This is a genomic window from Streptomyces sp. NPDC058457 (assembly GCF_042720695.1).
Classification (GTDB): domain Bacteria; phylum Actinomycetota; class Actinomycetes; order Streptomycetales; family Streptomycetaceae; genus Streptomyces.
The window spans coordinates 24,904-44,617 of the sequence record NZ_JBHXLU010000065.1; the positions used below are offsets into that span (position 1 = coordinate 24,904).

The following is a 19,714-nucleotide window of genomic DNA, read 5'->3' on the forward strand; positions in this document are numbered from 1 at the left end:
CTGATTGTGCCCAAACTTATGGTAACGCGCTCGGGCAGCGGTGGGGTGCCTTCCCCCTCTTGGTCCACCGCGTACCCACGATCATTCTGCCTCCGCCTGACGCGCCGCCGCGTCGATCGCCGCCAGCGACTTCCTCGCCTGGTTACGGTCCGTGGTGTACCAGAAGTCGGGCAGTGACGACTTGAGATAGCCGCCGTACCGCGCGGTGGCCAGCCGCTGGTCGAGTACGGCCACCACACCGCGGTCCCCCGATGCGCGTACGAGCCGGCCGGCGCCCTGAGCCATCAGGAGCGCGGCATGAGTGGCGGCGACCGCCATGAAGCCGTTGCCGCCGGCGTCCTCGACGGCCTTCTGCCGGGCGCTCATCAAGGGGTCGTCCGGGCGCGGGAACGGGATCTTGTCCATGACGACCAGCTGGCAGCTGGGGCCGGGGACGTCGACGCCCTGCCACAGCGACAACGTGCCGAAGAGACAGGTCCTGGGGTCCGCCGCGAAGTTCTTGATCAGTTCGCCGAGGGTCTCCTCGCCCTGCAGGAGTATCGGGAACTCGGGAATCCGGACCCGCAGTTCCTCGGCGGCCTGCTGGGCGGCCCGCATCGAGGAGAAGAGGCCGAGGGTCCGGCCGCCGGCGGCCTGGATCAGCTCGGTCAGTTCGTCGAGCATGTCGGCGCGGTCGCCGTCCCGTGCGGGCCGCGACAGATGCTTGGCAACGTAGAGAATGCCCTGTTTCGGGTAGTCGAAGGGCGAGCCGACGTCGACACCCTTCCACTGCGGGAGGTCTTCGCCCTCGGTGCCCTCCGGGGCGAGGCCCAGGGATGCGCCGACACCGTTGAAGTCGCCGCCGAGCTTGAGGGTCGCCGAGGTGAGGACGACCGAGCGGTCCGCGAAGAGCTTCTCCCTGAGCAGGCCCGACACCGACATCGGGGCGACGCGGAGGGAGGCGCCGCTGTGCCGATATGCGGCTCCGCCGCGGGGCTCGTGGCGTTCGTACCAGACGACGTCCCACTCGGAGCCGCTCACGATCCGCTCCGCCACGTCGTGCACGGTCTCCACCGAGGCCAGCGCCTGCTTGCGGACCGCGTCCTCGTCCTGGACCGACTTGTCGCGGGTCGTACCGATCGCGGAGATCACGGTCCGGGAGGCGTCCCTGAGCGCAGCCAAGGCGTACCCGAGATCCTCCGGAATCTCCTCGAGACGCCCCGGCAGAGCCAGCTCCATCAGCCGTTCGAAGCCCTCGGCGGCGGTCTGGAGCTGGTCAGCGGCCTTTTCGTCGATCAGTTTGGCGGCGCGCCGAACCGCGCGGTTGACCTGGCCCGGGGTGAGTTCGCCGGTGGCCACGCCGGTGACCCGGGAGACCAGTTCATGCGCCTCGTCCACGATCAGCACCTCGTGCTGCGGGAGCACCGGGGCACCCTCGATGGAGTCGATCGCGAGCAGGGCGTGATTGGTGACGACCACCTCGGCGAGCTTCGCGCGCTCTCGGGCCATCTCGGCGAAGCACTCGGCGCCGTAGGCGCACTTGGACGCGCCGAGGCACTCCCGGGAGGAGACCGAGACCTGAGCCCACGCCTTGTCGGAGACGCCCGGCGTGAGGTCGTCGCGGTCGCCGTTCTCGGTCTCGTCGGCCCAGTCGCGCAGTCGCAGCAGGTCCTGGCCGAGCTTGCTGGTGGGCGCGGCCGCCTCGAACTGGTCGAAGAGACCCTCCTCCTCGTCCTGCGGCATGCCCTCGTGCAGCCGATGCAGGCACAGGTAGTTCGACCTGCCCTTGAGCATGGCGAACTCCGGGCGGCGGCGCAGCAGCGGGTGCAGGGCGTCGACGGTGCGCGGCAGGTCCCGCTCGACGAGCTGTCTCTGCAGGGCGAGGGTCGCCGTCGCCACGACGACCCGCTCTCCGTGTGCGAGCGCGGGCACCAGATAGCCGAGCGACTTACCGGTGCCGGTGCCGGCCTGGACCAGCAGATGGGATCCGTCGTCGATCGCTTCGGCGACCGATTCGGCCATGGTCACCTGGCCGGGGCGCTCCGTGCCGCCGACAGCTGTGACAGCGGCATGCAGGAGTTCAGGGAGTGAGGGCTTCGTCATAGCGCGACCACCCTACGACCCGACACTGACAACCGGGCGATCAAGGCGGACACGTGGGACGGGATCACGCCGTGGGCTCCTGGACAGCAGGCCAAGGGGGAAGGCCGGGCCGGCGTCCGGGCCGCCCGGATTTCTTTCGGACGGCCGGGAACTTGATCGGTCGCCGCTTCGTACTACATGTGTACACACAATCACTCAGCGCTACATCAGATGACGTAGGGACCGGTCCCGGATCATGAGGGCGGCCCGTTTGCCCGACAGATCGACCTCGGCGGCGTAGCGGAAGCCCGCGTTGAGGAAGGCGGCCACGGAGGGGGTGTTATGAAGATCAGGTTCCGCGACCACTCGCGCACAGGCGGGGCGTTGATCGAGTACGAGATCGGCCACGGCCCTGAGCAGGGCGGACCCCAGTCCCCGTCCCCGGTCGGCGACATCGCCGACGAGGAGGTGGAGACCGGTGTCGTGCGGGCGGGCCGGATAGTGGCGCGCGAGCGGGTCCAGGTCGGCTCGATAGATCTCCCAGTAACTCATCGGGACGCCGTCGAGCATGCCCAGACACGGCACGCTGCGTCCGTCTCCCGTGAGCTGGGCGCGCAGATGGTCCTCCGTCTGCGCTCCTGAGCCGGCCAACTGCCAGAACGCGGCCACGGCGGGGTCGTTCATCCAGCCGCTGATGATCGGCAGGTCGCGGTCGACGTGGACCGGCAGCAGCTGGAAGGCGCCGACGGGGGTCTGGATGGGGCCCCAGGTGCCGACCTGGTCGAGCAGGTCGAGCGCGTCGGGCGGGCCTGGGAGTCTGAGCGGTCCGGGCGGGCCGAGGACGCCGGGCGAATCGACTGGGCCGACTCGGTCGTGGGTGAGCCCGGGGGCTCGTTCGTCGGCGTCGGGCGTCTTCCCGTCGATGAGGGCGAGGAATTCGTCGGGCAGGCGGAGGTCCAGGGTGTCCTCGCAGTCCCTGATGTCCTCGGCGGGTCCGGAACGGCCTGGGTGGACCGGGACGGGGCCTGTGTCGGCGCTCGCGTCGGTGGGAGGCATGGTGCGCTCCTCTCAGGAGACGAGGTGGGTCATGTTCCTCGGTCGGTGAATGAAGGACGGTGAATGAAGCGCGGTGGAAGAAGGGCGGTGATGGAGCGTCGGTGACGGAGTCGGTGACCGTGTCGGTGTGGGGTCAGGAGGGTGCGGAGTGGAGGGGGTTGGTGATGGTGACGTAGACGGACTGGGTGTCGACCGGGCCTACGAGCTCGTCGAGGCCGTGCAGCCGGGTCAGCAGGTTGGCCTTGCAGCGCAGGACGGGTGAGTCGAGCAGGCGGGCGGGCAGGGAGGTGCGCAGCGGATTGGGTCCGGTAGCGACGTCGGCGAGGAACCGGCGGAAGGCCGCGAGCAGCAGGCGCTCGTCGGCGAGCCGCTGGGAGCCGAACGCACCGATCAGGCCGAGCACGTTGTTGATGCCGAGGTAGTAGGCGAAGCGTTCGTCGGTGACCTCGTCGGAGACGAAGGTGTCGCTGTGCTCGCCGATGCCGGGCAGCCGGGCGTCGAGGTCATCCCGTCGGGACTCGCGGAAGTAGTAGCCCTGGTTGTCGCGGTAGCGGCCACCGGCGGGCCAGCCGTCGGCGTCCAGCAGGAGCAGGGTGTTCTGCTGATGCGCCTCCAGGGCGATGCCGGCCTCGCTGTCCAGCCAGAGCACTGGGCGGACGACCTGCTCCAGGTAGCGCAGGAACCACTCGGCGCTGACGGCACCGACGGGTCGGCCGGTGCGTTCGGCGAGCCGCGAGACCACCCGGGCCAGCCGGGAGCGGTTCGGCCGGGGCCTGCCCTTCGCCGCCGGGATGTCGAGGGGCAGGGGCGTGACCAGCCCGGCGACGCAGGACACATCGTCGGTCGGGGCGAACGGGTTGTGCCGGATCACCACATCGAGTCCGGGTACGGGTCGGCCGTCCAGGCCGTCGACGGCCAGCCAGGCGGGGTCGCGCACGATGTCGAAGCCAGGGTGGGCGGCCTGCCACTGCTTGGCGAGGCCGGTGCGCAGCAAGCGGTGTACCTCGGCGCCGCGGTGGAGTTCCTTACGGAGGTTCTCCCGCCGGGAGTTGGTGATACGCAGGCCGAGCGACAGCTTGAGCATGGCGGGGGCGCCGGTGCGGTGGACGGTTCGTACGGAGGAGGTGGGGTGCCAGGGGGCGCCGAGCGGGCCCAGGTCGCGGAGGAGTCCGGCGTCCAGGAGCGCGGCGGTCTCCTCGCGGTGGCCGATCTCGCGGGCCTGCCAGGGGTGCAGGGGCAGGGCGGCGGCGCAGCCGTGGGGCAGGGGCAGGACCGTGCCGGACAGGCGTTCCATGAGGTGCGGCGCGGGGACGGGACGGCCTCGCTCGGTCCAGGCCGAGTCGGTGATGAGAAGGGAGGAGGCGACCGCCATCCAGTGCAGAGGGAAGGAGCCGCGCAGCTCCGGTGAGTAGAGCCGGGCTTCGGACTCGGTCAGGCCCTCGCGGCTCTTCGGGGTCGGGTGCAGCGGGTGACCGAGGAGGAGTGCCTGCTCGGCGGCGAGGAAGCGGTCGGGACCGTCGGCGGGGTGGGCGCGCCGGTCCGCGATGAAGGTGGCCGTGCGGCGCAGGGAGTCGGCGACCCTGGTCACGAGGTCGTCGCCGTCGGGGGTCGCCCACGCGCTGGGGGTGCCGCCGACAGCGTGGCCGACCGTGCCTCCGGCGTGGGCGGCTGTGCCGCTGACGTGGCCGACGCTGCCCTCGGCTTGGCCGACGCCGCCCCCGGCGTGGCTGGAGCCGCCTTCGGCTCGGTCGGCCGTCCCCGCTGGTCTCGCGGTCGTCTCGCGGGTGAGCAGGGCAGCGAGGGTGACCGCGTCGACGGGTGGGGCGGTGTCGGGAGCACCGGCCAGGCGGGGTGGGTCGAAGCGGTGCCAGCCGGTCGGGGACCAGTGGCGGATCGGGGTGATCAACACGGTACCGCTGGCGGGCAGCGGGATGCGGAGAGTGTCGGAGGCGGGCGCGGGCAGGTTCGTCTCGCGGACCCAGCAGCGGAGCAGGTTCTCCACGGCAGCAGCCTGGGCGGCGATATGCGGGTCGGGGTGTTCGAGGAGGTCTCCCGTGTCGTCGCGCGGTCGCTCGGGCTGGGCGGTGCGGCCTCGCTGCTGGGGGACCGACTCGGCGAGCGGAACGGGGCGCCCCGGTGGGCCCTGGTCTCCGTTGTCGTCGGGGGTGGGGGTGGCGTTCAAGGAGGGTTCCTCGGGGGCTCGGGCGGTGCGGTGCTCGGCGTCGTGCCGGCGAACCGGGCTGGTCGGGCGGTGAGTCGAGTGCTGAGTCGAGTGGTGAGTGTCCTGATGAGAGGGGTGTGGGTGATGTGGGTTTCGGTGGGTGGGGCGGTGGATCCGCTCGGGGATCGTCGGCCGACCGGTTCGTCCGGGCTGCGCCGGTCGACCGGCCTGCTGTCGGCGATTCGGCGGGCGGGTCCTGGCCGGGCGGCCTGGGTGATGTGGGTGGTCTGGGTGGCGTGGATGGTCCGGACGATCCGGGAAGCGAGTTCCCTCCCGGCGGTTCGGTCGGCCGGTTCGCGTCGGGGGCACCGACCGGTCGCGGCGTTCCCGGTGCGCCGGTCAGTCGGCCGGCTCCTTGCGGCCTTCGGGACATCGGGGCCGGGCGCCGTGGGCGGCGGGGTCGCGGGCCACGGCCGCCACGGCGTCGGCGAGGCGGTCCAGTACGGCGGCCGCCTGTTCGTCGGTGATGGTCAGTGGCGGCAGCAGTCGTACGACACCGGCGTGGCGGCCGCCGAGTTCGACGATCAGGCCCCGTTCCAGGCAGGCGCGCTGCACGGCCGAGGCCAGTTCGGGAGCGGCAGGGCGGGGCCTGGGCCGGGCTTCACCGTCCCACTCGCTCAGCGCACCGCCTCGCGCTCTCAGCGCACCGCCGGCGCCCCGGGCCTCCGCGTCCCCCGTGACCCCCTTCGCCTCGTTCGTCTCCTTCGCACGGTCCTCCGCGCCCCCCGTGAGCTCCTCCCCCTCCGGATCCACCAGCTCCACGCCGATCATCAGCCCCCGCCCCCGCACATCCCCCACGCATGCGAAGTCGTCCTGGAGCCCACGCAGTTGGGTCAGCATCCGGGAGCCGAGGAGGCCCGCTCGTTCGGCGAGGGCGTTCTCGCGGACGTGGGCGAGGGTGGCGGTGCCGGCGGCCATGGCGAGCTGGTTGCCGCGGAAGGTGCCGGCGTGGGCGCCGGGTTCCCAGACGTCGAGGTCGTCGCGGTAGACGACGACGGCAAGAGGGAGGCTGCCGCCGATGGCCTTGGACAGGACCATGACGTCCGGGGCGACGCCGCTGTGCTCGACGGCCCAGAAGGCGCCGGTCCTGCCCACCCCGGTCTGGATCTCGTCGGCGATCAGCGGGATGGACCGGTCGGCGGTGAGCCGGCGCATCCGGCGGAGCCAGTCGTCCGGTGCGGGGATCACCCCGCCCTCGCCCTGGACGGGTTCGAGGATCATGCCGGCGGGGAGGGGGATGCCGGACTTGGGGTCGTCGAGGACGGTCTCGGTCCAGCGGGCGGCGAGTTCGGCGCCGCGGGGGCCGCCGACGCCGAACGGGCAACGGTAGTCCTGGGGGTAGGGCAGCCGGGCGACGCGGACGTCGTCGGCCCCGCCGGAGGCGGCCAGGGCTCCGGTGGTCATCCCGTGGTAGGCGCCGGTGAAGGCGAGGATGCCGGTGCGGCCGGTCGCCGCCCGGACGAGCTTGAAGGCGGCCTCGACGGCGTCCGTGCCGGCGGGCCCGCAGAACTGGACGCGGGCGCGGTCGGCGAGGCCGGGCGGCAGGGTGCGGAACAGCTCGGTGATGAAGGCGTCCTTGACGGGGGTCGCCAGGTCGAGGACGGAGAGCGGGGCGCCGGAATCGAGGACCTTGCGGATCGCTTCCAGCACGACGGGGTGGTTGTGGCCGAGAGCGAGGGTGCCGGCGCCGGAGAGGCAGTCCAGGTAACGGCGTCCGTCGGCGCCCTCGATGGTCAGGCCACGGGCCCGCACCGGCACGATGGGCAGGGCGCGCGCGTAGGTACGTGCCCGCGACTCGCGCGCCGACTGACGCCTCAGGATCCCCTCGTGCGCCGCGCGCGCTCCCCCGAACGTCCCCCCGGTCACCGACTCCGTCACGGCCACGGCTCGCTGTCCTCCCCGCTGTCCAGAGGCGACTTGATCGGCGGGCCCCGGGCGCAGGCAGCGGGCCCCCCACCGCTACCAACCCCGGACCGTCCAGCGGGTTACGGGTCGCCTCAAGATCATTGCCAGGAGCTTGCCCTTCCCGACCCATCCGTCGTTCGACCCGCCGGACGCGGATCTGCCTACCGGCCGACCTCGCCTCGGCCATGTCCTCACACGAACGCGGCTGGACCACGAGTGCGGTGGAGGTGGCCTGTCCCGACGCCCGGGGCAGGCTGCTCGGGCGCCCGGTCAGCGGCCTGTGCGGCGGCAGGGTCCGGGGCACTGGCGGAGGCGTTCCCCGGGCAGCCGCTGCGGCTCCGCTCCGGCTCGACCCGAACACGGCCTGGACGGTGGAGACGTCGGGATGTGCGACACGGGAGCTCGAAGGTGTCCTCGAATGCCCGGAGGATCCGGCCGCCACCGTCGAGAGCATGGCGGCCGTGGCGAAGGAGTCACGGCTCCAGCTCGCCACCGACATGCGCGTGATCGCCTGGGAGTATCTCCGGCCGACGGTCGGCCGGAACGCGATCCGGGCACTGCTGACCGATCACCACGACTGGGGCGGGCTGCGTCGCACACGGGAACTCGCAGCCGCCTGCGAGGCGTTCGGCCCCGCGCTTGCCATTTCCATGCACTCCAACTCGCGTCTGGGTATCAGCCTGGCCGCCATGACCCAGGTCGCGGCGGCGATCCCGAACCTGGACCGCTCCTGCGACACCCACTACCTGTGGAAGTGCGCCGACGACGTGATCCGGCCCGGAGGGGTGGAGTTGGCGGACCGGGCGGTCCGGGCCCCACCGGTCCCCCGGCTCGGCGTCGAACTCGATCACGAGGCGCTCGACCGGCAGCACCGGCAGCACCGGCAGCACCGGCAGTCGGGAATGCGCACTCGCGACGACACCGGTTACTTACGACGCGTCGATCCCACGTACGAACTGGGGTTGCCTCGCTGGTGAGGCCGTAGCGAAACCGTTGCCCTTCCATCGGAAGCGGCGCACAGCGAGCGCATAGTGTGTGGCGCTGAAGTTCCTTGCCAACAGGGGGAGTCACCACCATGCGATCCATCCGGCCGTCGTTCGCCCTTCGAGGTGGAAGGGGCGCGCCCCGTGCGCTGGCGGCCGTCGCCCTCGCCTCGGCGCTGGCGCTGACCGCCACCGCCTGCGACGGCTCCAGCGACGACAACGCGGGCGGCCCGGCGTCCGCGTCCGCCACGGCCGACACCGGTGACGGCAAGATCAAGATCCCGGACGACATCAAGAACAAGCTCAAAGAGCACGGGATCGACATCGACAAGTGGAAGAACGGCGCCTGGAAGAACTGGGACAAGGACGACTGGCTGCGCGAGGCCAACGACTTCATCAACCCCATCATCAAGGGCCTGTGGGACCCGAACCGGATGCGGGACGCCAACGACCCCGACAAGGACAAGGGCGTCGACGACAACGACCTCTCCGGTGACCAGGGGGTGACCGACCCGACGCCGGAGGCTGTTCAGGCGAAGGCGGTGCGGCCGGCGTACCACGCGAGTGCGGCCACGGCCGGGAAGGTCTTCTTCGACTCCCCCGAGGGCACCATGGTCTGCTCGGCGACGGTCGTCGAGGACCCCGCGCACCCGGGCAAGTCCAACCTGGTGTGGACGGCGGGGCACTGTGTGCACGCCGGCAAGAACGGCGGCTGGTACCGCAACATCGCGTTCGTGCCGTCGTACAACGACAAGGGGCTGACCGGTTCGGAGCTGGCGGCGGCGAACCGTTCGGAGGTCGCGCCGTACGGCGTCTGGTGGGGTGACGGGGCTCAGACCTCGCAGCAGTGGATCGACCAGGGCGGTGAGACGGGGGGCGACGGCGCGTCGTACGACTACGCCGTGATCCATGTGACGCCCGAGCAGGGCAACGGCGGCAAGTCCCTTGAGGAGACGGTCGGTTCGGCGCTGCCGGTGAACTTCGACGCGCCTGCGGTGCCGAAGGTGTCGAGCATCACCGCGACCGGGTATCCGGCGGCGAAGCCGTACGACGGGTCGCTGCTGTACCAGTGCGCGGACAGGCCGGGGCGGCTGTCGGTCGACGCGTCGGCGCCGACGATGTACCGGATCGGGTGCACGATGACCGGTGGGGCGTCGGGTGGCGGCTGGGTGGAGACGGGCTCCGACGGCAAGCCGGCCTTGGTGTCCAACACGTCGATCGGGCCGGTGAGTTCGGGGTGGCTGGCCGGGCCTCGGTTCGGTGATGTGGCCAAGGGTGTGTATGAGACGGTGAGCAAGGAGTTCGCCGACCAGTGAGGGGAAGTCGGATTCGCCTTGTCACCGTGGTTCAACAGGTGCGTCGGCGACTGACCCGTCGTCGTGGTTGATCGCGCAGTTCCCCGCGCCCCGAGGCAAGCGAATGGGCCGCCCCCTGAAAAAGGGGGCGGCCCATTCGCTTACGAACTGTCAGGCAGTCGGAGCCGGCACATACGGTGCAAGATCTGCTGCCAGTTCCTCGTGGACGCGGACCTTGAGGAGGGTGCCCTCGGCGGTGTGTTCCTCCGAGAGGACCTCGCCCTCGTTGTGGGCGCGGGCCACGAGCTTGCCGTGGGTGTACGGGACCAGGGCCTCGATCTCGACCGACGGGCGGGGCAGCTCGTTGTCGATCAGGGCGAGCAGTTCCTCGATGCCCAGGCCGGTGCGGGCCGAGACCGCGAGGGAGCGCTTCTCGTTGCGGAGCAGCCGCTGGAGGACCAGCGGGTCGGCCGCGTCCGCCTTGTTGATCACGACGATCTCGGGTACGTCGGTGGCGCCGACGTCCCTGATCACCTCGCGTACGGCGGCCAGCTGCTCCTCCGGGACCGGGTGCGAGCCGTCGACCACGTGGAGGATCAGGTCGGCGTCGCCGACCTCCTCCATGGTGGAGCGGAACGCCTCGACCAGGTGGTGGGGCAGGTGGCGGACGAAGCCGACGGTGTCGGTCAGCGTGTACAGGCGGCCGCTCGGGGTCTCCGCGCGGCGGACCGTCGGGTCCAGGGTCGCGAACAGCGCGTTCTCGACCAGGACGCCGGCGCCCGTGAGGCGGTTGAGCAGGGAGGACTTGCCGGCGTTGGTGTAGCCCGCGATGGCGACGGACGGCACCTTGTTGCGGCGGCGCTCCTGGCGCTTGATCTCGCGGCCGGTCTTCATCTCCGCGATCTCCCGGCGCATCTTCGCCATCTTCTCGCGGATCCGCCGCCGGTCCGTCTCGATCTTGGTCTCACCGGGACCACGGGTGGCCAGGCCGCCGCCCTTGCCGCCGCCCATCTGACGGGACAGCGACTGACCCCAGCCGCGCAGCCTCGGCAGCATGTACTGCATCTGCGCGAGCGAGACCTGCGCCTTGCCCTCCCGGGACTTGGCGTGCTGGGCGAAGATGTCCAGGATCAGGGCGGTCCGGTCGATGACCTTGACCTTGACGACGTCCTCCAGCTGGATCAGCTGGCCGGGGCTGAGCTCGCCGTCGCAGATGACGGTGTCGGCGCCGGTCTCGAGGACGACGTCACGCAGCTCCAGAGCCTTGCCGGAGCCGATGTAGGTGGCCGCGTCGGGCTTGTCGCGGCGCTGGATGACGCCGTCGAGCACGAGCGCGCCCGCCGTCTCGGCGAGGGCGGCCAGCTCCGCGAGGGAGTTGTCCGCGTCCTGTACGGTGCCCGAGGTCCACACCCCGACCAGCACGACCCGCTCCAGGCGGAGCTGTCGGTACTCGACCTCGGTGACGTCCTCGAGCTCGGTGGAGAGGCCCGCAACGCGGCGCAGGGCCGCGCGCTCGGAGCGGTCGAACTGGTCGCCGTCCCGCTCTCCGTCGATCTCGTGGCTCCAGGCGACGTCCTCTTCCATCAGGGCATCGGCCCGAAGACCGTCGGGGTAGTCCTGCGCGAGGCGCCTGGTGTCCTGGGAAGGGGAAGAAGAGGAGGTCATTGGGTCCTTACGTCGATGGGGATACCGAAGCCGGCGTTCAGATGTCTCAACGTACGAGTACCCCGGGAGATTCCCCGCGACCCGTACCGTGCCGACCTCTGCCGACCTGCGCCGACTTTTGCCGGCCTGTGCTGGCCTGTGCCGGCCTGTGCCGACCCCACGATGGTCGCACGGTACGCCCCGTCCCGGCACCGCGTTATTCCGGGGGCCGCCGCGCCGTCACTTCCCGGTCTGCTTCTTCGGGGCCGGTACCTGCTTCCAGTCCGGGTGGCCGGGCATCGGCGGGGTCTTCTCGCCGTAGAGCCAGGCGTCGAAGAAGCCGGTGAGGTCGCGGTTCGCGATCGCGGAGGCCAGGTGGACGAAGTCGGCCGTGGTCGCCGTGCCGTCCTTGTGCTGCTGGACCCAGATCCGCTCCAGGCGCTCGAAGGCGGGCCTGCCGATCTCCTGGCGCAGGGCGTAGAGGGCGAGGGCGGCGCCGTCGTAGATGTTCGGGCGGAAGATGCTGATTTTCTGGCCGGGCTCGGGGGCCTTGGGCAGGGCGGGCGGTCCGCCGGCGGTGCGCCAGCGGTCGGAGGCACCGTACGCGGCCTTCATGCGGTTGATCATGGGCTGGTGGCCCTTCTCCTCCGCGTACAGCTCCTCGTACCAGGTGGCGTGGCCCTCGTTCAGCCAGACGTCGGACCAGACGTGCGGGCTGACGCTGTCGCCGAACCACTGGTGGGACAGCTCGTGCACCATGATCGACTCGATGTACCACTTGGGGTACGCGGGCTCGGTGAACAGGTTCTTCTCGAAGAGGGAGAGCGTCTGGGTCTCCAGCTCGAACCCGGTGGACGCCTGCGCCATGAGCACGCCGTAGGTCTCGAACGGGAAGGTCCCGACCTTGCTCTCCAGCCAGGCGATCTGGTCCGGGGTCCTGGCCAGCCAGGGTTCGAGCTTCTTGGCGTCGGCGCTCGGGACGACGTCCCGGACGGGCAGTCCGTGCGGTCCCGCGCGGTGCAGTACGGCGGAGCGGCCGATGGAGACCTGGGCCAGCTCGGTGGCCATGGGGTGCCGGGTGCGGTAGGTCCAGGTGGTCGTGCGGCCGGTCCGGGCCGTCTCGGTGGGCAGCCCGTTGGCGACGACGGTGTAGCCGTTCGGGGCGGTGACGTGGAAGGTGAACATCGCCTTGTCGGACGGGTGGTCGTTGCACGGGAAGACCAGGTGGGCGGCGTCGGCCTGGTTGGCCATGGCGAGCCCGTCGGTGGTGCGCACCCAGCCGCCGTCCTGGCCCTTGGCGGACACCGGGTCGCTGGTGTGCTTCACCGTGATGCGCGTCCAGTCGCCCTGCCGCAGCGGCCTGTCGGGCGTGACCACCAGGTCCTCACCGGCGCTGTCGAAGGCGGCGGGCCGCCCGTCGACCTCGACGGACTCGACCTTGCCGTGCGCGAAGTCAAGGTTGAGCCGGTCCAGGCCGGTGGTGGTGACGGCGTTGACGGTGGTGACGGCCTGGAGCGGCTTGTCGTTGCTGCCGGGATAGGTGAAGGAGAGGTCGTACGACGCCACGTCGTACCCCGGGTTGCCGAGGTACGGGAAGAGCCGGTCGCCGAGGCCCAGCGGGACCGGCGGGGCGCTCGCACCGAGCAGGGCGACGGAGACGGCGGAGGCGAGGAGAGCGGCGGCCCGCCGGTGCCGGAGCGGGCCGGTGACACGCCGGGACGGACCGGTGCCTTCCGGCAACGGGCGGGTGCCTTCCGGCAGCGGGCGGGTGCGGAGGGTGAGCGGCATGAACCACCGCTACCAGCGCACCCCACCCTCACGGCGTCGACGCGCGACCGATCCACTCGAACGAGTAGGTCACTGGTGTTGCGCTCGGCCGACGTCGTACACACCGGGCACGTTGCGCATCGCGCGCATCAGGGCGGGCAGGTGGGCGGCGTCGGGGAGCTCCACGGTGTACGTGTGGCGGACGCGCTGCTGGCTGGGGGGTTCCACGGTCGCCGAGACGATCTCGGCGCCCTCCTGGGCCATCGCCTCGGTGAGGTCGGCGAGCAGATGGGGGCGCCCGAACGATTCGGCGACCAGGGTGACCCGGCAGGCCGTGCTGTCGTCCCAGCTCACGGCCACCTCGGGGCGCCCGGAGCTCTTCATGTGCGCCACCGAGGCGCACTCCACGCGATGCACGGTGACCGCTCCCCCGCGCACGGCGAAGCCGGTGACCTCGTCGGGCGGTACGGGGGTGCAGCAGCCGGCGAGCCGTACGGTCGCGCCGGGGCGGTCGGCGACCACGGCGCTGGCGTTCCGGGGGGCGCTGCCGGGGACACCGGTGCCGGGTGCCGGGGGGTCGGCGACGGGACGGCTGGGGACATGGGCCGGCGGCTCTTCGGCACGGTCCGGGTGGGCGGCGAGCCAGCGCTGGATGGCGATCCGGGCCGCCGGGGTGTGGGCATGGTCCAGCCATTCCCGGGAGGGCTCGGAGGCCGGATCCTGACCCATCAGGAGCTGGACGGTGTCGCCGTCCTTGAGGACCGTGCTGAGGGTCGCGAGGCGGCCGTTGACGCGGGCGCCGATGCAGGCGTGGGCGTCCTCGCCGTACTGGGCGTAGGCGGCGTCGACGCAGGTGGCGCCGTCGGGGAGGCCGAGGGCGCCGCCGTCGGGGCGGAAGACGGTGATCTCGCGGTCCTGGGCGAGGTCCTCGCGCAGGGTGGACCAGAAGGTGTCGGTGTCCGGAGCGGCCTTCTGCCAGTCGAGGAGGCGGGAGAGCCAGCCGGGGCGGGTGGGGTCGGCGCGCTCGCCGTCCTCCGGGGAGTCGGCGGCGGGCGTGCCGCTGGCCGGAGCACCGGTGGCCGCGGGGCCGGCGGCCGGGGCGTCGGCGGCGGGGGTCTCGGCGGCCGGGGCGTAGGGGTTGCCGAGGGCGACCACGCCGGCCTCGGCGACCTTGTGCATCTGGTGGGTGCGGATGAGGACTTCGACGACCTGTCCGTCGGCGCGGGCGACCGCCGTGTGGAGCGACTGGTACAGGTTGAACTTCGGTACGGCGATGAAGTCCTTGAACTCCGAGACCACCGGGGTCAGACAGGTGTGCAGCTCGCCGAGGACGGCGTAACAGTCCGCGTCCTCGTTGACCAGCACGAGGAGCCGGCCGAAGTCGGCGCCGCGCAGCTCGCCGCGTTTGCGGCTGACGCGGTGGACCGATACGAAGTGCCGGGGGCGGATGAGGACTTCGGCCGGGATGTCGGCCTCGCGCAGCACTCCGCGGACCTCGTCGGCGATCTCGGCGAGCGGGTCGCCGGTGCGGGCCGCGTTCCCGGCGATCAGCTCCCGGGTGTGCTCGTACTCCTCGGGGTGCAGGATGGCGAAGACCAGGTCCTCCAGCTCGGTCTTCAGCGCCTGCACGCCGAGCCGCTCGGCGAGCGGGATGAGCACGTCACGGGTGACCTTGGCGATGCGTTCCTGTTTCTCGCGGCGCATCACGCCGAGGGTGCGCATGTTGTGCAGACGGTCGGCGAGCTTGATCGACATCACCCGGACGTCGCTGCCGGTGGCGACGAGCATCTTGCGGAACGTCTCGGGTTCGGCGGCGGCCCCGTAGTCGACCTTCTCGAGCTTCGTCACTCCGTCGACCAGATAACGGACCTCCTCGCCGAACTGTTCCCGCACCTGGTCGAGCGTCACATCGGTGTCCTCGACGGTGTCGTGGAGCAGAGACGCCGTCAGGGTCGTGGTCTCCGCGCCGAGTTCGGCGAGGATCAGGGTGACCGCCAGGGGGTGGGTGATGTACGGCTCGCCGCTCTTGCGCATCTGGCCGCGGTGCGAGGACTCGGCCAGGACCCAGGCGTGGCGCAGGGGTTCGAGGTCGGCGTCGGGGTAGTGGGCGCGGTGCGCCTCGGCGACATGGCCGATGGCATCGGGGAGCTTGCCGCGGGCGGCGTTGCCGAGCAGCGCGGCCCGGCCGAGCCGACGCAGGTCGATCCGGGGGCGGGCCTTCCTGCGGACCGCCGCTGTGGGCGCTGCAGGACCGGGCGTCGCAGGGTTCGTGGCCTCCGCACTCATGGGCACACCTCCGGCTCGTGGACCGGCGGACGGGGCCCCAGGGCATACGCGGCTCAGGGATTGGCGACGTTCCCCCGTCCGTGCCGGTGCTTGATGCTACCGAGCCCGTCGGGCCCGATTGACCGGCTCCCGCCCAGCGTGAAACGGATCACCCCATCGAGCGACGATTTCGAGGTTTACGATTTTGCGCCACCTGTTCGGGGGGTGGCCGACGTTTCTCGCCACCGTGACAACACGGGCCGTGGATCCGGGCGTTGGACCACCGCCCGGACCACGCTTTACGACGTGCAGTCAGCTCAACGGACGGCGTTTTCCAGCCACTCCGTGCTGATCTCGCCCGTGGCGACAATCACTGCGGGGCCGGTCATCTCGATCTCGCCGTCGGGCCGCTCGGTGATGACGAGCCGTCCGCCGGGCACGTCCACGGTGTACGTCACCGGGGCGCCGGTGACCGTGGGGTCGGCGCCGTCGCGGCGGGCGGCGGCCACGGCGACCGCGCAGGCGCCGGTGCCGCAGGAGCGGGTCTCGCCGGAGCCGCGCTCGTGCACGCGCATCGCCACATGGCGGGGGCCGCGGTCGACGACGAACTCGACGTTGACCCCTTCGGGGTAGGCCGACGGCGGGCTGAAGGGGGGCGGGCTGTAGAGGTCGCCGGCGTCGGCGAGGTCCGCCACGAAGGCGACGGCGTGCGGGTTGCCCATGTTCACGTTCCGCGCGGGCCAGGTGCGGTCGCCGACGCTCACGGTCACGTCGCCCTCGGGGAGGCGGGCGCTGCCCATGCCGACGGTGACGTCACCGTCCTTCGCGATGTGCACGGTCTTCACGCCGCCGCGGGTGGCGACGGCGAGGTCGCCCTCCGTGGCGTGGCCGGCGTGCTGGAGGTAGCGGGCGAAGACCCGGACGCCGTTGCCGCACATCTCGGCGATCGAGCCGTCGCCGTTGCGGTAGTCCATGAACCACTCGGCGTCGGCGGCCATCCCCTTGGCCTCGGGGTGCGCGGCGGACCGTACGACGTGCAGCACGCCGTCGGCGCCGATGCCCGCTCGGCGGTCGCAGAGGGCGGCTACGGCGGCCGGGGTGAGGTCCAGGACGTTGTCGGGGTCCGGGACGATCACGAAGTCGTTCTCGGTGCCGTGGCCCTTGAGGAAGGGGATGCTCATTCTTCGAGGGTAAGGGAGGGGTGCGTGGTGCTTTGGCTGCGGGCCGGTGGGGGCTGGTCGCGCCCACGCGGCGACAGCCGCATATCGAATACAGCCCCGCGCCCCTGACGGGGCGCTCCAGTGAGGGGCGTTTTCAGCGCAGCCCTACTTCAGTGCAGCCCTGCGTCAGCGCAGGCGCGCTACTCGCCACACCGCCAGCACGGCCACGATCGCGACCAGGACCACGTATCCGATCACCACGCGCCAGTCGGGCCTACGGCCCGAGCCCCTCGCCGGGAGGCCCGGCCACGTGTAGCCGACCTTCCTCGCCGCCATCATTCCCCAGCCCGCCGCGCAGGAGCAGATCAGCAGGCCCAGCATCGCGATCACCGCGCCGCTGTCGCCGAAGTCGAAGGCCAGCGGGAAGGCGAACATCAGGGAGCCGACCGCGGCCAGGCCCACGATGGGGGCCAGCTGCCACAGGCGCAGGCGGCGCTGCGGGCGGAGCTCCACCTCGACCTCGGGGCCGCTCGCGAACATCTCCTCCGGCTCGGGGCCGTCGGCGGTGACGCCGCCGCCCACCGTGTCGTCCGGACCGTCGGAGCTCAGCCGGTCCTCGGCCTCCACTGCCTCAGTGGCCCCGACTGCGACGTGCTCGGTGTCTTGTGCGGTGTCGCGAGGGCCGGCCTCCATCGCCACGCGCCCTCCCAACCTAGGACTCCACTTGCGATCGAAGCTCGATGATGGCACGGCGCCGGAGGCCTCGATGACCCGTGGCGCATCCCGATGCAATGACGTGATCAGGCTGTGACCGGTCGTTCGACCAACGCCAGGGCCAGCCGCGGAAGTTCCTCGCGGTCCGCCGCGGCCCCACTCAACCAGTGCACCCGGGGATCGCGCCTGAACCATGAATCCTGGCGGCGCGCGAAGCGCTTGGTGGCACGGACGGTCTCGGCCCGCGCTTCCGCTTCCGTGCACTCGCCGGCGAGCGCCGCCAGCACCTGCTGGTAGCCGAGCGCGCGCGACGCCGTGCGTCCCTCGCGCAGCCCGTGCGCCTCCAGTGTGCGCACCTCGTCCACGAGGCCGGCCTCCCACATCCGGTCGACGCGCAGCGCGATGCGCTCGTCGAGCTCGGGGCGGGCCACGTCGACGCCGATCTGGACGGTGTCGTAGACCGAGTCGTGGCCGGGGAGGTTGGCGGTGAAGGGGCGCCCGGTGATCTCGATCACCTCCAGCGCGCGGACGATACGGCGGCCGTTGCTGGGCAGGATCGCGCGGCCCGCCTCGGGGTCGGCGGCGGACAGCCGGGCGTGCAGGGCGCCGGAGCCGCGCAGCGCGAGCTCGTCCTCCAGGCGGGCCCGGACCTCGGGGTCGGTGCCGGGGAACTCCAGGTTGTCGACGGCGCCGCGGACGTACAGCCCGCTGCCGCCGACCAGGACCGGCCAGCGGCCCTCGGTGAGCAGGGCGTCGATACGGGCGCGGGCGAGCCGCTGGTACTCGGCGACGGAGGCGGTGACGGTCACGTCCCAGATGTCGAGCAGGTGGTGCGGGACGCCGGCGCGCTCCTCGGGCGTCAGCTTGGCGGTGCCGATGTCCATCCCCCGGTACAGCTGCATGGAGTCGGCGTTGACGACCTCCCCGCCGAGCCGTTGGGCCAGGAAGACGCCGAGGTCGGACTTTCCGGCCGCGGTGGGGCCGACGACGGCGATGACACGGGGGGCGGGGGGTGCGCTGCTCACCGCACCAGTCTCGCAAACCTCGGAGGCAGGTCTCGAACGAGTTACGTGACGGAGTGTGTCCGCTTTCGTTGCCCGTTGCGAGGTTCCCGCCACCGCCGGCGAGAGGCGGCGACCGGTCCGGCGCAATCGGACGCACCGGGGTCACGCGGGATTTCGCTCGCACGAGTAACGTATGGAGTGGATATGGGCGTTTTTGCACGGTTCCTTGGGAAGAAGCCGAAGGCGTCGGAAGAACCGGACGCCAAGGTGCCGACCGGTGCCGAGCCGGATGGGCCCGGACCGGAGAACGCGGCGGAGGAGGCGGCCGAGGAGGCGGCGAAGGGCTCGGGCGAGGACGACGGCCGGAGCGCGGACGCGAGCACGGAGACGGAGCGCGCCGCGGTCGCTGCCGCCGCCGAGAGCACCGAGATCCCCAAACAGCAGTCCGCCAAGGAGGCCGCCGACAACGAGGCCGGCGAGGGCGCCCGCACTTAACGGCCCGCGAAGGAAGCCATAGGGAAGGTAACCATGGGTCTTTTGGACAATTTGAAGGCCAAGCTCGCCCCGGCCAAGGACAAGGCCTCTCACTTCGCGCAGCAGCACGAGGACAAGGTCGACAAGCTCCAGCACGGCATCGACAAGGCCGCGCGGGTCGTCGACGAGAAGACAAAGGGCAAGTACAGCGACAAGATCCAGACGGGTACGGGCAGGGCCAAGGGCGCCATGGACCGGTTTGTGCACCCGGACGCCGTGGGCGGTACGGGTGCGGCGCCCGACGCCACCACCCCGACCCGGCCGGAGGGGCCGCCGTCGGCTTCCTGAGCCAGGCGGGTCCCGGAGCGGATCGGCGGACGGCCGAGAGTCACCCGACTCCCGGCCGTCCGCCGTTTCGGCGGGCACTCGGAACCGGGCGGCACGGTACGGCCGGCGCTCAGGACCAGGTCGCGACCAGGTAGCAGACGCCGTACGGTGCGTCGTCGTAGAGCAGGGCCCCGGCGAGGTCCGCGTCCTCGGCCGCGCCGGCGAGGACCTGCCAGGGGGCGCGGCCCGCGGCCTTGAGCTGTGCGGCCAGGCCGGCGTCGAGGGCCTTGATCGCCGCGATGTCGGCCGCGCCGAGCGCCCGGGCGGCCTCGGCGTCGAAGGGGGCCGCCCGCTCGTCGAGGTAGCCCGGCGCCTTGAGGGTGCGGCAGGCGCTGGCGTCGCCCATGACCAGCATCGCCACCCGCTCGGCCCGGCCGGCGATCTCCCGGCCGGTCCGGACGCACCGCTCGGCCTCCAGGGGCTCGCCGACGCCGAGCCCCTCGATGGGGGCGTCGGCCCAGCCGGTGCGCTCCAGCAGCCAGGCGGCGACGGCGAGCGAGGGCGGCAGCTCCCGCTCACCGGCCGCGCCGCTGCCCAGCCGTACGTCGACCTCCGCCCCGAAACCCCGGAACGTGCCCGGGCTGCCCTGGGGGAACACACCCCGTCCCGGCTGTTCGGCGGGCCCCACCACCACCAGGAGGTCGGGCCGGGCGGCGGCGAGCACCCCGAGCGCGTCGGCGCAGGCGGCACGCGCGGCGTCCAGTTCGGTGGCCGCGCCCGCGGCGACCTCGGGGACGAGGAGAGGTGGGCAGGGGCAGACTGCGGCGGCTACGAGCAT

Annotated in this window: 15 protein-coding genes; 4 read left to right on the plus strand and 11 right to left on the minus strand. The window is 71.8% G+C overall.

Annotated elements, in window-relative coordinates:
* Positions 1–81: 81 nt before the first annotated feature.
* From ACFWPS_RS37300 to ACFWPS_RS37315, 4 genes are all read right to left on the minus strand, one after another.
* Complete coding sequence (locus ACFWPS_RS37300; RefSeq protein WP_383713776.1) at positions 82–2,082, minus strand: ATP-dependent DNA helicase; 2,001 nt, start codon at positions 2,080–2,082, stop codon at positions 82–84.
* A gap of 201 nt (positions 2,083–2,283) precedes the next feature.
* On the minus strand, positions 2,284–3,117 hold the full coding sequence (locus tag ACFWPS_RS37305; RefSeq protein ID WP_383713778.1) for a GNAT family N-acetyltransferase: 834 nt from the start codon (positions 3,115–3,117) through the stop codon (positions 2,284–2,286).
* Between the two features lie 133 nt (positions 3,118–3,250).
* Positions 3,251–5,299 carry an IucA/IucC family protein gene (locus ACFWPS_RS37310; protein WP_383713781.1) on the minus strand — a complete coding sequence of 683 codons (2,049 nt, stop codon included), beginning with the start codon at positions 5,297–5,299 and terminating at the stop codon, positions 3,251–3,253.
* A 378-nt stretch (positions 5,300–5,677) separates the two neighbouring features.
* The gene (locus ACFWPS_RS37315) at positions 5,678–7,222 is read right to left on the minus strand and encodes a diaminobutyrate--2-oxoglutarate transaminase family protein (RefSeq protein ID WP_383713784.1); all 1,545 of its coding nucleotides are present in this window, start codon (positions 7,220–7,222) and stop codon (positions 5,678–5,680) included.
* Positions 7,223–7,428: 206 nt separating this feature from the next.
* Between ACFWPS_RS37315 and ACFWPS_RS37320 the strand changes: the two genes are divergently transcribed.
* Both ACFWPS_RS37320 and ACFWPS_RS37325 read left to right on the plus strand, forming a co-directional pair.
* Positions 7,429–8,220 carry an enolase C-terminal domain-like protein gene (locus ACFWPS_RS37320; protein WP_383713787.1) on the plus strand — a complete coding sequence of 264 codons (792 nt, stop codon included), beginning with the start codon at positions 7,429–7,431 and terminating at the stop codon, positions 8,218–8,220.
* A 98-nt stretch (positions 8,221–8,318) separates the two neighbouring features.
* A complete protein-coding gene (locus tag ACFWPS_RS37325) occupies positions 8,319–9,542 on the plus strand; it encodes a trypsin-like serine peptidase (RefSeq protein WP_383713790.1) in 1,224 nt (407 codons plus the stop codon).
* A gap of 150 nt (positions 9,543–9,692) precedes the next feature.
* On the opposite strand, the gene hflX is transcribed toward ACFWPS_RS37325, so the two are convergent.
* The 6 genes from hflX to miaA all read right to left on the minus strand — a co-directional run bounded on the left by hflX (position 9,693) and on the right by miaA (position 18,096).
* Positions 9,693–11,186: a GTPase HflX gene (gene hflX, locus ACFWPS_RS37330; RefSeq protein WP_383713792.1), complete on the minus strand. Its 1,494-nt coding sequence runs from the start codon at positions 11,184–11,186 to the stop codon at positions 9,693–9,695.
* Positions 11,187–11,405: 219 nt separating this feature from the next.
* Positions 11,406–12,953: a M1 family metallopeptidase gene (locus ACFWPS_RS37335; RefSeq protein ID WP_383713794.1), complete on the minus strand. Its 1,548-nt coding sequence runs from the start codon at positions 12,951–12,953 to the stop codon at positions 11,406–11,408.
* Between the two features lie 69 nt (positions 12,954–13,022).
* Complete coding sequence (locus ACFWPS_RS37340; protein ID WP_383713796.1) at positions 13,023–15,218, minus strand: RelA/SpoT family protein; 2,196 nt, start codon at positions 15,216–15,218, stop codon at positions 13,023–13,025.
* Between the two features lie 296 nt (positions 15,219–15,514).
* A complete protein-coding gene (gene dapF / locus ACFWPS_RS37345; RefSeq protein ID WP_383713799.1) occupies positions 15,515–16,378 on the minus strand; it encodes a diaminopimelate epimerase in 864 nt (287 codons plus the stop codon).
* Between the two features lie 165 nt (positions 16,379–16,543).
* Complete coding sequence (locus ACFWPS_RS37350; RefSeq protein WP_383713838.1) at positions 16,544–17,050, minus strand: hypothetical protein; 507 nt, start codon at positions 17,048–17,050, stop codon at positions 16,544–16,546.
* A 107-nt stretch (positions 17,051–17,157) separates the two neighbouring features.
* On the minus strand, positions 17,158–18,096 hold the full coding sequence (gene miaA / locus ACFWPS_RS37355; RefSeq protein WP_383713802.1) for a tRNA (adenosine(37)-N6)-dimethylallyltransferase MiaA: 939 nt from the start codon (positions 18,094–18,096) through the stop codon (positions 17,158–17,160).
* 183 nt (positions 18,097–18,279) lie between these two features.
* Between miaA and ACFWPS_RS37360 the strand changes: the two genes are divergently transcribed.
* Together ACFWPS_RS37360 and ACFWPS_RS37365 are read left to right on the plus strand one after the other, a co-directional pair.
* Positions 18,280–18,570: a hypothetical protein gene (locus ACFWPS_RS37360; protein ID WP_383713805.1), complete on the plus strand. Its 291-nt coding sequence runs from the start codon at positions 18,280–18,282 to the stop codon at positions 18,568–18,570.
* Between the two features lie 33 nt (positions 18,571–18,603).
* Positions 18,604–18,897 carry an antitoxin gene (locus ACFWPS_RS37365; RefSeq protein WP_383713807.1) on the plus strand — a complete coding sequence of 98 codons (294 nt, stop codon included), beginning with the start codon at positions 18,604–18,606 and terminating at the stop codon, positions 18,895–18,897.
* A 109-nt stretch (positions 18,898–19,006) separates the two neighbouring features.
* Here the strand turns inward: ACFWPS_RS37365 and ACFWPS_RS37370 are convergent, their stop codons facing one another.
* Complete coding sequence (locus ACFWPS_RS37370) at positions 19,007–19,714, minus strand: class III extradiol dioxygenase subunit B-like domain-containing protein (RefSeq protein ID WP_383713809.1); 708 nt, start codon at positions 19,712–19,714, stop codon at positions 19,007–19,009.

Bases quoted from the DNA above. Each gene is read 5' to 3' on its own strand.
- ACFWPS_RS37300 (WP_383713776.1), bottom strand. From the start codon at position 2,082: ATGACGAAGCCCTCACTCCCTGAACTCCTGCATGCCGCTGTCACAGCT.
- ACFWPS_RS37305 (WP_383713778.1), bottom strand. From the start codon at position 3,117: ATGCCTCCCACCGACGCGAGCGCCGACACAGGCCCCGTCCCGGTCCAC.
- ACFWPS_RS37320 (WP_383713787.1), top strand. From the start codon at position 7,429: ATGTCCTCACACGAACGCGGCTGGACCACGAGTGCGGTGGAGGTGGCC.
- ACFWPS_RS37325 (WP_383713790.1), top strand. From the start codon at position 8,319: ATGCGATCCATCCGGCCGTCGTTCGCCCTTCGAGGTGGAAGGGGCGCG.
- hflX (WP_383713792.1), bottom strand. From the start codon at position 11,186: ATGACCTCCTCTTCTTCCCCTTCCCAGGACACCAGGCGCCTCGCGCAG.
- ACFWPS_RS37335 (WP_383713794.1), bottom strand. From the start codon at position 12,953: ATGCCGCTCACCCTCCGCACCCGCCCGCTGCCGGAAGGCACCCGCCCG.
- ACFWPS_RS37340 (WP_383713796.1), bottom strand. From the start codon at position 15,218: ATGAGTGCGGAGGCCACGAACCCTGCGACGCCCGGTCCTGCAGCGCCC.
- dapF (WP_383713799.1), bottom strand. From the start codon at position 16,378: ATGAGCATCCCCTTCCTCAAGGGCCACGGCACCGAGAACGACTTCGTG.
- ACFWPS_RS37350 (WP_383713838.1), bottom strand. From the start codon at position 17,050: ATGGAGGCCGGCCCTCGCGACACCGCACAAGACACCGAGCACGTCGCA.
- ACFWPS_RS37360 (WP_383713805.1), top strand. From the start codon at position 18,280: ATGGGCGTTTTTGCACGGTTCCTTGGGAAGAAGCCGAAGGCGTCGGAA.
- ACFWPS_RS37365 (WP_383713807.1), top strand. From the start codon at position 18,604: ATGGGTCTTTTGGACAATTTGAAGGCCAAGCTCGCCCCGGCCAAGGAC.
- ACFWPS_RS37370 (WP_383713809.1), bottom strand. From the start codon at position 19,714: ATGCTCGTAGCCGCCGCAGTCTGCCCCTGCCCACCTCTCCTCGTCCCC.